The 13412-nt window shown below is 51.4% G+C and carries 12 protein-coding genes; 2 read left to right on the top strand and 10 right to left on the bottom strand.

Translation table 11 applies throughout. The features are described 5' to 3' along the window. The 3 genes from VNL73_04495 to glgA all read right to left on the bottom strand — a co-directional run. The coding region (locus VNL73_04495; GenBank protein ID HXF48671.1) for a hypothetical protein at positions 1 to 217 on the bottom strand (217 nt) is incomplete at its 3' end. Then, entirely contained in the window at positions 218 to 697 is a 480-nt protein-coding gene (greA, locus tag VNL73_04500; GenBank protein HXF48672.1) for a transcription elongation factor GreA, read from the bottom strand. Positions 698 to 706: 9 nt separating this feature from the next. Next, on the bottom strand, positions 707 to 2191 hold the full coding sequence (gene glgA / locus VNL73_04505; protein HXF48673.1) for a glycogen synthase GlgA: 1485 nt from the start codon (positions 2189 to 2191) through the stop codon (positions 707 to 709). Between the two features lie 216 nt (positions 2192 to 2407). On the opposite strand from glgA, the gene VNL73_04510 reads away from it, so the two are divergent. Together VNL73_04510 and VNL73_04515 are read left to right on the top strand one after the other, a co-directional pair. Further along, positions 2408 to 3196: a hypothetical protein gene (locus VNL73_04510; protein ID HXF48674.1), complete on the top strand. Its 789-nt coding sequence runs from the start codon at positions 2408 to 2410 to the stop codon at positions 3194 to 3196. A gap of 51 nt (positions 3197 to 3247) precedes the next feature. After that, the gene (locus tag VNL73_04515; GenBank protein HXF48675.1) at positions 3248 to 6604 is read left to right on the top strand and encodes a M4 family metallopeptidase; all 3357 of its coding nucleotides are present in this window, start codon (positions 3248 to 3250) and stop codon (positions 6602 to 6604) included. Positions 6605 to 6766: 162 nt separating this feature from the next. Here VNL73_04515 and galT read toward each other — a convergent pair whose 3' ends face one another. The 7 genes from galT to VNL73_04550 form a co-directional block, all read right to left on the bottom strand. Beyond that, positions 6767 to 7771, bottom strand: coding sequence for a galactose-1-phosphate uridylyltransferase (gene galT / locus VNL73_04520; GenBank protein HXF48676.1), 1005 nt, complete (start codon positions 7769 to 7771; stop codon positions 6767 to 6769). Between the two features lie 14 nt (positions 7772 to 7785). Further along, positions 7786 to 9048, bottom strand: coding sequence for a putative sugar nucleotidyl transferase (locus VNL73_04525; protein ID HXF48677.1), 1263 nt, complete (start codon positions 9046 to 9048; stop codon positions 7786 to 7788). A 155-nt stretch (positions 9049 to 9203) separates the two neighbouring features. Continuing rightward, positions 9204 to 9962, bottom strand: coding sequence for a tetratricopeptide repeat protein (locus VNL73_04530; GenBank protein ID HXF48678.1), 759 nt, complete (start codon positions 9960 to 9962; stop codon positions 9204 to 9206). Continuing rightward, positions 9955 to 10446: a 5-(carboxyamino)imidazole ribonucleotide mutase gene (purE, locus tag VNL73_04535; protein ID HXF48679.1), complete on the bottom strand. Its 492-nt coding sequence runs from the start codon at positions 10444 to 10446 to the stop codon at positions 9955 to 9957. Before purE ends, VNL73_04530 begins: the two co-directional genes overlap by 8 nt. After that, the gene (purD, locus tag VNL73_04540; GenBank protein ID HXF48680.1) at positions 10443 to 11738 is read right to left on the bottom strand and encodes a phosphoribosylamine--glycine ligase; all 1296 of its coding nucleotides are present in this window, start codon (positions 11736 to 11738) and stop codon (positions 10443 to 10445) included. The genes purE and purD overlap by 4 nt, the downstream gene beginning before the upstream one ends. A gap of 75 nt (positions 11739 to 11813) precedes the next feature. Beyond that, positions 11814 to 12623 carry a hypothetical protein gene (locus tag VNL73_04545; protein ID HXF48681.1) on the bottom strand — a complete coding sequence of 270 codons (810 nt, stop codon included), beginning with the start codon at positions 12621 to 12623 and terminating at the stop codon, positions 11814 to 11816. A 16-nt stretch (positions 12624 to 12639) separates the two neighbouring features. Next, complete coding sequence (locus VNL73_04550) at positions 12640 to 12897, bottom strand: hypothetical protein (protein HXF48682.1); 258 nt, start codon at positions 12895 to 12897, stop codon at positions 12640 to 12642. Positions 12898 to 13412 lie beyond the last annotated feature (515 nt).

Genomic DNA, 13412 nt, shown 5'->3' on the forward strand with positions numbered 1-13412 from the left:
CCAGCTTGGCCAGAAAGGCCAAAAGCATAATCCAGAAAAAATTGGTGTACCCTTCCACCCGCTCCCCGACGTTGAAGACCAGCCCGTGGCCGTCCAGAAAATTACGAATATAACGGAAAGAGATGAAGGCATCATCCTGCAGAACGTCAAAGTGCAGAAACTGGTAGAGCAGAAGCCCGGCTGTGGGGATAAGTCCAAGCCAGATCTTTTTGGACATTTAACGGGTGACGGAAAGAATCTTATAGCGCAGAACGCCGGCGGGCACTTTGATCTCGACAACCTCCCCCTCTTTTTTCCCGAGCAAGGCCGCGCCGATGGGGGATTTTATGGAAAGCTTGCCGTTGTCGAAATCCGCCTCCTCCGCGGTGACGAGGGTATGCTCCTCTTCTTCCTTGGTTTTCAAGTCGAGCAGCCGGACTTTTGAAAGCAGCCGGGCCTCTCCATGGGGGAGGTTGTTGCCGTCCAGGATGCGCGCCCGGGAAAGCTGGTATTCCAGTTCTGCAATCCGCCGCTCCAAGTGCACCTGCGCCTCCTTGGCGGCGTGATATTCGGCGTTTTCAGATAAATCGCCGAGACTCCGGGCGTGGGCGATGGCGCGGACCAGCTCCGGCCGCTTGACGGTCTTCAACTCCTTCAGCTCGGCGTCCAGCTTTTCCTTCCCTTCGCGGGTCAAATAGACAAATCCGTCATCCGGCATGGGTGCTCCTTAGGCCGCTTCCACCGGCTCTTTGGCCAGCGCCCGTTTATACAAATCGAGATATTTCACGGCCGATGAATGCCAGGAAAAATCCTTTTCCATTCCCCGCAGTTGCAGTTTTTTCCAGGCCGCCTTGTTGCCAAAGAGGGCGAGGGCTTTCTTGATGGCGTTGAAAAACTCGCCGGAGTCGTAGTGCGTGAATACGAACCCGGTTCCGGTCTCCCCTTTTTCATCCGCCGGTTCCACGGTATCCGCCAATCCCCCGGTTTCCCGCACGACCGGCACGGTGCCGTATTTCAAGCTGTACAGTTGGTTCAAACCGCACGGCTCATAGCGGGAAGGCATCAAGAAGATATCCGCCCCCGCTTCAATCAAATGCGCCAATTTATTGTCGAAGGTCAAAAACGCCTTGATTTTCTTCGGATATCTCTTCTCCAATTCCTGGAAAAGTTCATGGTAGCGGGCGTCCCCGGTGCCCAATACCACCATTTTGACTTTTTCCGCCAGCAAATCATCGGCGATTTCGGCAAACAGGTCCAGCCCTTTCTGGTCCACCAGCCGGGTAATCATCCCCAAAAGGGGGTCGGCGGCTCCGGCCAGCCTGCATTTTTTGAGCAGCGCTTCCTTGTTTTTCTTTTTCTTGGCCAGGGTCTTCGGGCCGTAGCGCACCGGTATCAGTTTGTCCTTTTCGGGATTCCAGTCGTCATAATCGATGCCGTTTACGATCCCAAACAAATCGGCGTTTCGTTCCCGCAGAACCCCCTCCAGCCCGTGGCCGAATTCCGGGTCGGATTGAATCTCCACGGCATAGCGCTCGGAAACGGTGTTGATGACATCGGCGTAGGAAATCCCGATTTTCATAAAGTTCACCTTTCCCCAGAACTCGAAAGGAGAAGTGGGATAAAACAGGTGCGGGTTGATACCCAGCTTAAAAAAGGTTTCCTTCGGAAAGTGCCCCTGATAGGCGACGTTGTGGATGGTAAAAACGGTATGCACGTCCGCAAAAAACGGGTCGTCCTTGAAGACCGTCCGGGCAAAAGCGAGGGTCAAGGCCGCCTGCCAGTCGTTGGCGTGGATGATGTCCGGCTTGAATCCCGCCTCTCTGCAGGCCAAAAGGGCGGCAACGGCATACGTGATATACCGGTCGTCGTTGTCATGCCAGTCCTTGCCGGTGGCCGGGTCGCGGTACAGTTCCGGCCGGTCGAAGAGCTTGTCGTTTTTGACAAAAATCGTCTCCGGCGTTTTGTCGTCCGTCAAAAGCGAAAATTCAATGTGGTTCGGCCCGAGGGTGTAGTTGATTAACCGCCCCCCCTCCACCGGTTTGAATTTCTTTTTGGTCTCCTTCACCTGCCGGTAGAAGGGGAGCACGGTTTTCACCTCCGCCCCGGCCTCCTGCAAAAACCGCGGGAGCGTCCCCGAAACGTCCGCCAGCCCGCCGGTTTTGGCGTAGGGAACGGCTTCGCTGGTAGCAAATAAAACCCTGACTTTGTCCAATTTGTCTCCTTTTAACGTTTGGTCCGAAAATTTAATTTCGTATCGGTAAGATAAAAGATTTTCGTCCAAACGCCACTTTTTTTATTCCCTTTTGATGATAGGTTTTCTATACGTGAAAGGCAAGTTGAAAATCCAAAGCGAAGCCGTTGGCCGTATGATTCTTGACAGGTCATACTTAGGTTGGTTAACTTGCTCACAACTAAGAAAGGAGCACGTATGAAAAAGTTGACTCCTGCTCTCCCAATCGGGGCTTTGCTTTCCTGCCTGTTCTGGATTAACTTGGCATCCGCCCAGACCCCCGACCCTCGCGATTCAGTTATCATCGAATCCAAAACGGTCAACCCTGGTGCGGGCAAGCCAGCGGCTCGAATCAAGGTTTTGATTACCAACAAAGATACGTTGACCAATGTAAATCTGGGATTGATTGAAAAATCTCTTACGGGGGGAGCCTATATGATATTGGCTCGGCCTCGAACCTATGATAGCGTCGTTACCAAGCTCACTTCCACTTTGCCGTTCTACAAGTATTTTAAGGGAACGGGTTATAACGATGTTTCGCCGGATACATTTGTCATCTCCAGTTTTGTTGACCCGAACGACCCGGCGACTTTCGAGCCCCCGAATACCGTCCGAAAAGCTTTGTTGGAAATAAAGTTTGACACCATTCGGTCAGCTATCGGGACACTTGCGCTCGATTCGTTGAAATCATTCGGCGGTAATCGCGTTCAGTTTGTCAGTATGGTCAATGAGAGTTTTTACGACGTGCCGGTAAACTTCGTGAAAGGGATTATCACAGTCGAAGCACCGCCCCCTCCCCCGCCGCCCTGTCTGGATGCGAATGGGGATGGAGAGTTTACTACCGTTGACATTGTTACGGCGCTCAATTGCGTTTTCCTCGGGGAAGGCGACTGCGGCCCCATTTCCACGCCCGCCGATATTGTCGCCCTTTTATATTTTCTGTTTTCAGACGCCCCTCAACCGCAAATTCCGCCCGTTTGTGACTAAGCAAAAGCAGGAATGGGAAAGGGGTTTAAAGTAGACTGAAAGGAGTTTGATATGAGAAAACAAATACTGGTTTTGGCAGGTTTTAGTTGCTTTTTCTGGATGGTGTTGCCGCTCCTTGCTGCAAACGGTCCTGTCGATTCGGAGAAAAAGAGGCAGGATACCCTGCGGGCGGTGAGAGCCGAAAAGATAGCTACGTTTCGGGCCATTTACCCGAATGTAGCGGTTCACATCAACAAAGCGACGGGCATTCCGGCCGTACTTGATGGTGACCTTTCGACTGGACTTACCAAATCCGACCCCGTAGGAATGGCCTACGAGTTTTTTGAAAAGAACAAGGAAGTATTCGGGATGGCACAGCCCCAATCCGAACTTAAGGTAAAAGGGGAGTCAAAAGATCAATACGGTGGGACGGTTGGGTTTAAGCAGGTTTATAAAGGCGTGGATGTCTGGAATGGTGTGATGTATGCCCATTTTACTCCTTCGGGCCGCTTGAAGTATGTCAACGGAGAGTTTTATCCTGATATCACCCTTTCTGCTACGCCTTCCATTGATTCCGCAGCGGCCATTGAGATAGCCAAACGAGATATTAACCTCCCTGCCGATTATCTCGTATGGGCAAAAAAATATTTAGATGCTATAGGGAACCCTTGCCAACCGATTTCTGTCTCTCTTTCTATCTCAAGGTTTTCTGGTAAATATCATTTGGTTTGGGTTGTGGGAATAAATGTAGACTATGGAGTCGGCCTTGGGGCTTGGAACTACTTTATAGATGCCCATTCAGGTGCTATCTTGAAAAAAGCAAGTCTTTCTATGCAGGAACCAATCGAGTTGCCATCGCGTGGGTTTCAAAAGGATACTTTGTCAGCTCCAAGACAACATCCGAAAGATTCGACTCAGCAGTCGCTCCCGCAAGACCCTCCGGAAGAAAAAAAGGAGTCGGTTCTGCCGCCAGATATAACCCGACCGCCGAAAGAATTTCCCAAACCGAGTGATACTTCAAAGACACCCTTTGTAGCGGGTCCAGAAAAACCTCAATCTTTTCAACTCAAAAAGCAAAAAGAACCTGCAAGTGATACGTTGCAACGGGGTAAAATTGTGCCCGTGCGCTTTCGTTTGAGTAAGCCGATAGATTCCTTAATAAAATGGCAAAATCGAAAAGGGCAGAATCGCGAACAGGGTAAAAAGCAAAATCTTGAAAAAGACCCCAGGGTCAAGGAGGCTCCTCACAGTACCGTTCCGGCTGTCTTTCAAACAATAATGTCCGAGGATTTTGAAGGGGACTTTCCCGCTGAGGGTTCCAACTGGTATGTGCTGGATGCTTATCCGGCGGACAATTTGGAATATTTTTGGGACGACGACAATTATAAAGCCGCATTAGGCGATTGGAGCGCTTGGTGTGCTAACGGCGGAGCCGATGGGCTTGACCCGCAATTCAATCTTTACCCTCCCAATATGGACTCTCGGATGTTTTACGGTCCCTTCAGCTTGAGCGATGCCGATAACGCTTATCTTACATTCGATTTTTGGTGCCGTTCCGAGGAGAATTGGGATTCTTTAGTATGGCTCGCTTCCGACAACGGGCAGGATTTTGGCGGCTTTGCTTTCACTGGAAATTCTATCGGTTGGCGGTCAGAGATTGTCGATTTAAATAACGTTCCCTTCATGGATAGTCTTACCGGAAAATCCGGCTTATGGATAGCTTTCGGTTTCAAAAGTGATGAAAGCGTACAGGACACAGGGGCTTTCTTGGACAACATTCAGCTTGTAAAGGATGCCCCTCTCGGGGATAAACAATTGCGCTGCGGCCAATGGACGGGATGGTCTGGTCCAATTATAGTATCAAGCGTTCGCGGCACCCATACCCAGTCCCAGCCTGTTGTGGGAGATACTGCATTTATTGACTGGGGAGTAGCTAATTTCGGAGAGGCGCCGACTAGCATAGCTTTTGTTTCCACGCTGTACATCAATGGAGATTCTGTGCAAAGCTGGCGGGTAGACCCTCCGCTTGCATATCTTAACGTTGATAGCGTTCTGGATTTTCCATACGTTTTCACTGCAACGGGAGTCGATACGTTGCGAATAGTACATGACGTTTATAACACAATCGCAGAGTCTAATGAAGGGGATAATTGGTGTGAACTCGTGGTGAGCGTTGGCTGTAACCCGGGTGATTACATCGGCACTGGGGTAGGAGTCTTAGGAATAAACGATCCACAAGGACCAAAAACTCACATTGACGCTCAATGCAACGGAACCATATTTGTCTTAAGAGATTCTACTCGGCAATTGAACAACGATCCACATAATCATGATGGTAGCATGAAGGACTTTGCTTTGATTCCGACTTATCGATGGAATAGTTCTCTTGGGCACGCCGAGCTTATGAGTGACGCAGATAATGTTTGGAATGCTGATGGTCAGGCTTCCGGGATAGATGCACACGTGTACGCTGGTTGGACGTATGACTACCTACTCCGACCCTTGGGGCGTAACGGGTTTGACAGCCTTGGTGAACGACTTATGATTTCTACTGTCGAGTTTCCTATACCGGGCGGCGCGGGAGCGGACTATGTGCCTTCGACAAAAGAGGTACGCTACAAACCACCTGTCGGAGGATATAAATCGTATGCGGGCGCAATTGATATCGTGGCGCACGAATGGGGACATGGGGTGACGGATTTCTCATCTCGATTGGCTTATGAACGAGAACCAGGGGCGTTAAATGAGTCGTTCTCGGATATGTTGGGAGTATCAGTCGGTTTCGCTACCAGTGACCCGGATTGGCAACGTGGAGAACACGTCACACCCGCTGGTAATCCTCTATCAGACCTTTACAATCCTTTAAATTCTTGGCCCAATGCTCAACCTAATACCTATAGAGGTACAAATTGGGTGAAAGTAAATCCTATAGATTGCCCTAATCCATCCGAACCTAACGACTGGTGTGGAATCCACAGGAATAGGGGCGTTCCGAATAAAATGTTCTATCTATTTGCCAATTTTGGTACGGATACGCTTAATGGGGTTACGGTAAACGGCATCGGCATCAACAACGCGATGAGAGTTATGCTTCGAGCGAATGAAAGACCCTATTGGAATCCTAACACTGATTTTTTACAGGCCAGAATAGGCACAATAAGTGCCGCCAACGACCTCAATCCATCTTGGGTATCCGAACTCAAAAAAGCGTGGGATGCGGTGCGGGTGTGCGACAGGGGAGATGTAAATTCGGACGGCCAACTTTCACCAGCAGATGTTGTTCTGGAACTTACTTGTGTGTTTAACGGAGCCGACTGCAACTCTTGTTCATCCGATTTAAACTGCACCGAAGATTTTTCACCTGCCGACATAACGCTGATATTATTCAGGGTTTTTAGCGCAAGAGGTGATGGTTGTCCGCCTCCGTAAATGTATTACCGGAACTTTCTATCGATTCAATCCGACGGCGTCTCATTTAAAAACCGCGCGGCATCCTCCTCTTTTTTCCCTCCCCTTGAGGGGAGAAAACGAGGCCTTGCCAAAGGCAAGGCCGAAAGGTGGGGTCAAAAACCGTTCAATAATCTCCGTAGTTCAATCCGAAGGGGTCTCGTTCAGAAACCGGGCGGCATCCTCCGGCGAGGTGGGGTTGATGTAAAACCCGGTTCCCCACTCGAACCCCGCCACCTTGGTCAACTTGGGGATGATTTCAATGTGCCAGTGGTAGAGCGCCTCGTGGTGATTGCCGACCGGCCCGGTGTGCACCATATAGTTGTAGGGAGGCTCGGAAAGGGATTTCGCCAGCCGCCGCAAAACGTCCCGCAGAATCTGGGCCATCGCCGGAAAGCTCTCCTTGTCGTGGTTTTCAAACAAATCGTTGTGCACTTTTGGCAGAATCCAAGTCTCGAACGGAAAGCGGGGGGCGAACGGCTCGACCGCCGCAAAATCGGCGTTTTCCCCCACCACCCGCACCCGCTCCTCCAGTTCCTGCCGCAAAATGTCGCAGAAAACGCAACGTTCTTTGTACTCGTAGTACTTCTGGGACCCTTCCAGCTCGTCCAAAACCTGCTTGGGGACCACCGGCGTGGCGATGAGCTGGCTGTGGGAATGCTCCAAGGATGCCCCGGCGGCGTCCCCCTGATTTTTGAAAACCATCATATAGCGGAAGCGGGGGTCTTTCTTCAAGTCCAAAATCCGCTCCCGGTAGGCCCAGAGGACATCCTGCACCTGTCGAATGTCCAGATCGGCCAGTTCCTTCGTATGATCGGGCGTTTCGATGATTACCTCATGGGCGCCGATGCCGTTCATCCGGTCAAATATCCCCTTTCCCTCGCGGTTCAGATTCCCCTCGATTTTCAAGGCCGGAAACTTGTTCGGCACCACCCGCAGCTTCCAGCCGGAAGCGTTGGGGCGGCTGCCGTCCGGGCGGAAGGCCACGATTTCGGGCGGCGTCTGGCCCTCGTTGCCGGGGCAGAAGGGGCATTTCTTCGGGTCTCCGGCCCGTTTCGGTATGGGAGGAAAGTCGGAAGGACGCTTGCCGCGCTCGGTGGAAATGATCACCCACCGGCCGGAGATAGGGTCTTTACGCAGTTCGGGCATATTATGGTATCGGCTTAAACGGTTTTGAGAAAAACTTCCCGTTGTTTTTTCGTCTGCTCATAAATTTGTTTAAAAAGTTTTTCCTCCCTTTCATCCAGCTTTTTCCCGCGGCGGCCTTTGGCCGCTTTCGCCACCTCAATCGCCTTATCCACCTTATAAGGCACCATCCGCCCCGGCTTTCCCCAGGAAAAAGAGGGGATAAGTTTCTGCTCGAAGAGCGTCCCGCCATACAGGTTGGCCGAAAACCCGATTTGAATGCCGGTGTTGAGCAAAGTTCCGATGCCGGTTTTGGTATGGTCGCCGATGAAGGAACCGACCTTCATTTGCCCGGTGGAAAATTCCTTGCCGTCCCGGCTGACCTTGACCGGGCCGTAGTCGTTTTTCAAATCGCTGTTGGTGGTCATTGCCCCCAAGTTAATCCATTCCCCCAAATAAGCGTGGCCGATAAAGCCGGAATGATACTTGTTCGTCCACCCCTGAACGATACTTGATTCCAGCTCCCCGCCAATCCGGCAGCCGGGGCCCAAGGAACACCCCCCCCGCAAATTGGAGCGGACAAGCTGGCTTTGTTCTCCGATATAAGCAGGGCCTTCAATCCGGGAAAAGGCCTGGACGGTGACCCCTTTGTCCAGCCAAATCGGCCCGTCGGAGGCATCCAGAACCGTAAAGGTGTCAAGTTTGCAGCCGGGGGAAAGATAGACCTGCTCAAGGTTTTTTATGACCGCCTGATTGTCCGCTTCCACCTCCTTGAACATCTTTTTGTTGTTTTTTCCTCTGGCCAAAGCCGCGAAGTCCTCCGCAATGCCCTTCCCGTTATGCAGCACCAAATCCCATAAAAAAACAGCCAGCATATCGGCGCTTTTTTTCTCCGGCAGGCCGGAGAGTGCATTTTTGGTCTCAAGGTCGTCAGGGGAGAGTTTGAGTTTTTCCCAATCCTTCGCTATTCGCGCCGCCACGAGCGCATCCTCATCCTTGACTGTTCCCGCACCGGAGGGGAGGAAGGACTTGAGCTTTTCCGGCCAGAGCGTCCGCCCGTTTACCAAAACGACTTCCTCGCAATCCTTCGGCCAGTCCGGGTTGACCACCCCCATTCCTTCACCAACAAAAGCCACTTCCGGGCGGCAGAAGAATAGGGGTTTGTGTTCCGGAAAGGCCCGGATAATCCGCTCGGCTAAAGTCCCGATTCCAAACCGCAGGCCCCAAACCGGACGGGAAAGGGTGAGGGGGAAAAAGTCGCCAAAGCTCGCATCTTCGAATACGGCCAAATACTTCGCCATAAAGTATTACTTTAACTCGCTTCCCAAACCATCAAGTATGCAAATAAAAACGGATGGTTCGATTAAACCATCCGCAAAACACCCTCCGTCGGCCGAACAAGGCCGGCAAATAAGAAATTTCAAACTCAATTCAGGAGGCCTCCCAAACGCCCCATCTACTTTTTCTTCGGGTTTTTGATTTCGTCGATAACCTTTTCGGCCGCCTTCACGTTGCCGGCCGCCTTGGCGTTCCCCTTGAACTTGGCAATGAACTGCTCATACAGCGGCTGATACCCCTCCACGTTTTCCGGGTCTTCGGCATGGACGGAAAGGGCGTACATATAATACCCGCGGTGGTCGTTTGGAAAGTCGGTCTGCATCTGCTTGAAGACTCCCTGCGCCGGCACATACTCCTCATCGTCGAAGTAAATCTTTCCCAAATTGAACCGCGCCGTGGCGTTTTTCGGCTCGGCGGCAATCACCTTTTTATAGGTTTCAACCGCCTTGGCGGTCTGCCGGTCTTTTTTGTAGGCATCCGCCAAGGCCATCATCAATTTCGGGTCGTTCGGCCTGGCGGCATTGGCCTTTTCAAAAGTCGCCACGGCTTTGACGTAATCCTTGGCCTGCATGGCCAACGACCCCAGGTCATACAGGTTGTCCGGGTTTTTCTGGTCCGTTACCGCCTCCAGATGGGGCAGCGCCTTGGCGTATTCCTTCTTTTTCTGATAGGCCGCCGCCAGGTTTTTGTGGGCGTCCGGATAGTTGGGAGTGGCTTTCAAAGCCGCCTCATAGGCGGCTATCGCCGCCTCCAGCTTCCCCGCCTTGTCCGCTTCCACGCCGGCGTTGAACTGTTTTTTGGCCTCGTCCGATGGCTGGGCAGCCGCCGGTAAAAAGCTGAACAAAAGAAGGGTTGTCAAAAGTGCAAATTTACGCATTTTTCCTCCTTGCGGATTTCCGCAATTCCTCTCTTTTTTTACTCCTCTGTTGCTTCAATAGTTGACGCAGCTTTTTGTCCCGGGTCGAAAGTATCTGCACCGCCAGCCAGGCGGCGTTCACGGCCCCGCTTTTGCCGATGGAAACCGTGGCGACCGGCACGCCGGAAGGCATCTGCACGGTGGAAAGCAAAGCATCCAGCCCGCCCAGTGTGGAGGAGTTGAGCGGCACCCCGATGACCGGCAGAACGGTTTCCGCCGCCGCCTTCCCGGCCAAGTGCGCCGCCATCCCGGCGGCGGCAATCACCACCGAGTAACCCTCTTTTTCCGCGTTCCGCAAAATCTGTCCCGTCCGTTCCGGGTCCCGGTGGGCGGAAGAAACCACAATTTTGCTGCCAATGCCAAATTTTTTTAATTCCTCGACGGTGTGGTTCATCACTTCCAAATCGTTTTCGCTTCCGGTCAGTATCAAAACGTCATTCTTCACGATCTCACCTTTGTTTTCGTCATTAGTCGATACCCGATATCATGCCGGTATTGTTTTCCTTCAAAATTCACCTTTTCCGCCGCGGCGTATGCCTTGTTCAGCGCCTTGTCGAAGTCCGCATCCACGGCCGTCAGCCCAACCACGCGGCCTCCCGCTGTATAGTAATGCCCATCCTTTTCGGCAATGCCGGAAAAGAAGGGGAGCACGTCCTCCAGCCGGTCAAGGCCGGAAATCTCTTTGCCGGTTTGCGGATTTTCGGGGTAGCCCTCCGAGGCCAGAACCACACAGGTGCAGTGCTTTTCCTCCCAGCCCGGGTTTATCACGTCCAGTTCTCCATCCAATAGGGCCTCAAATATATGCATCAAATCGGTTTTGAGAAGAGGCAAAATCGCCTGCGCCTCCGGGTCCCCCAGCCGGCAGTTGAATTCCAGAACCTTCGGCCCGCGCTCGGTCAGCATCAGCCCGGCGTACAAAAACCCTTTATATGGAATCCCCTCCCGCCACATTCCCCAAATCGTCCGCTCCAAAATTTCTTCCTCGATTACGGCCATCTGCCGCTCCTGGATGACGGAAAAGGCCGGCGCGCAGGCCCCCATTCCGCCGGTATTCGGCCCCCGGTCGCCATCCAAAAGCCGCTTGTGGTCGATCGCGGGTAAGAGCGCCTTCACGTTTTTCCCATCGGAAAGCGCAATTATGCTCACCTCATCTCCGGGCAAAAAATCCTCCACCACGATTCGCTTTCCCGCCTCGCCTAATTTCCCTTCGTATAGAAATTGGTTGACCTTTTCCTCCGCTTCCGCCGTGGAATTCACCACCACCACCCCTTTGCCCGCCGCCAGCCCGTCCGCCTTGATCACGAGCGGATAATTCGCCTCCCGCACAAAATCCAGGGCCTCGGAGGTGTCGGTGAAGACCTGAAACGATGCCGTGGGGATGTTGTTCCGGCGCATAAACTCCTTGGCGAATGCCTTGCTCCCTTCCAGTTGCGCCGCCCGTTTGGAAGGCCCGATGATGGAAAGGCCCCGGGCCTCGAATTCATCCACCATCCCATCCACCAGCGGCTGTTCCGGCCCCACCACGGTCAAATCAATCTGCTCGTGCCGGGCAAACTCCGCCAGCATTGGGATATCCTTGGGGGAGAGGGGAATCAGCTTGGCGATTGGTTTCATCCCTGGGTTTCCCGGCGCGGCATATAAATGCGAAATCCGTTTGCTTTTGGAAAGTTTCCACGCCAAGGCATGTTCCCTTCCGCCCGACCCCACCACCAAAACTTTTAAATCTTCATTCTTCATTCAATTTTAATGATAGGTTTTTGGCACTTGAAAGGCAAGCGGCCAAGTATCAGCTATTGACCAACTTTAAGCAGCTTACTTGGATTTGGAAAGAGCTTTAGTGAGAGAATCAAAGGTTAAACGAAGGTCTTTCCTGACAAACCCATACTCATTTCTTAATTTTGGGTCTGGCGTGAGGACTTTAGCCCAGCGTGGATTCGGCAACAACAAAAGAATGGAATCTAAATATTGACCTTCTTTTGTCACATTGACAAGCAAACCACCTCGGATTGCTGTAGGAGGTTCTCTAATTGATAATAAGTATTCGTTTCCATCAATGTCAAAATAGGAAAAATAAAAAGTCCAAAAATCTGAAGCTATTTTAAACTTTTCCTGAACTGATTTTCTATCGTATTCTTTCCCTAAAAGTTCGGCGGGGCCAAAGGAAAATTTTAGTTTTTGCCCTGGATGGATATAGTTTTGTTCTGGTCCTCCATTAACCGGCATAAAATCTTGACGAGTTATTTTCATGATTTTATTATTATAGCGTATCCAAACGAAGATGTTTTTGGCTACATTCTTGCCAATGTTCTCAAAAACAACAGTCGCTTCATCAAAAGTCGAATCGAATACGGTTTCTTGGGTTAACTGAATATCGGGAGCAATTTCACCTCGCCTCGTTTTTTCTTGCCACTCCTGCTGTTTACGAAGTAATTGTTGGTTTGTTGTATCTATCGTCTCTCGCCACTTTTGCTGATTGCGAATCAAAAAATAGTTTGTTGTGGCTGACCCAATAAAAGCGAGGAGACTTGCGCCAGAAAGAATTACGGTGGCTTTTTTTGTCCAATCCGTCTTCCCCATCCAGTGAGGGAGTCGTCTTATTCGTGGATGCCAGGTTTTCACCATCTTCCTTGCGATGAAGTTATTGGCACATTTCGCACGTATTAACTGTTCCGCTTACATCCACAGTGCCGTTAACATCGACCGAACCATCAACAGTTACCGTTCCATCAATTCCGTCCAAGCTTCCACCGGTCACATAAACCCTCGTTGAACCTAGTTGTGCGGAACTATTAGAAGGTCGAAGAAGATTTGATACTCCGTTGAAGAACAGCCCAATGATAACCAGCCAAAGCAAAATCTTTGTATTGAACCCGACTTCCAACTTAATTTTACGCATTTGTTCTCCTTTCTTTGGTCAGCATGCCATTTTCAGCGGCTCCACTTATCTGCTTTTGCAGTTATTACCCTCCCACCGCCAGTTTACGACAGTCCCATTGGGGTCTGTCGTAAATGTAGTCTTACACCAGTAAGTTACCGACCGGGCCGTCACCATATCGAGCCAACTATGATAGTTGGCGACCACCAACGTTCCCCCGACCCAAAGCCACGTGTACATCTTGTCGCCGTTCGGCATAGCATATTCATCACTCGGTGGCCCCCAAGCTCTGATGAGGTTATTAATGTCGTGCCCCATCCACGTATCGAGAACTTTCTGATATTTACCCGTAGTCGCACACCCGACTACCGAAAGAGCGAACACAAGCGGAATTAAACTATACTGCTCCCCATTAGTGACAGGGTAGGATGAATGGAGTAGATTGTGGCTGAATTCACAAGGAGGATTCAGCGATGCGGAAGCGGGTCTTTGACGGCAAGACCAAAGCGAAAGTAGTTTTGGAGGGGTTGCGGGGG

It is taken from the genome of Verrucomicrobiia bacterium, from assembly GCA_035574275.1.
Lineage (GTDB): Bacteria > Zixibacteria > MSB-5A5 > DSPP01 > DSPP01 > DSPP01.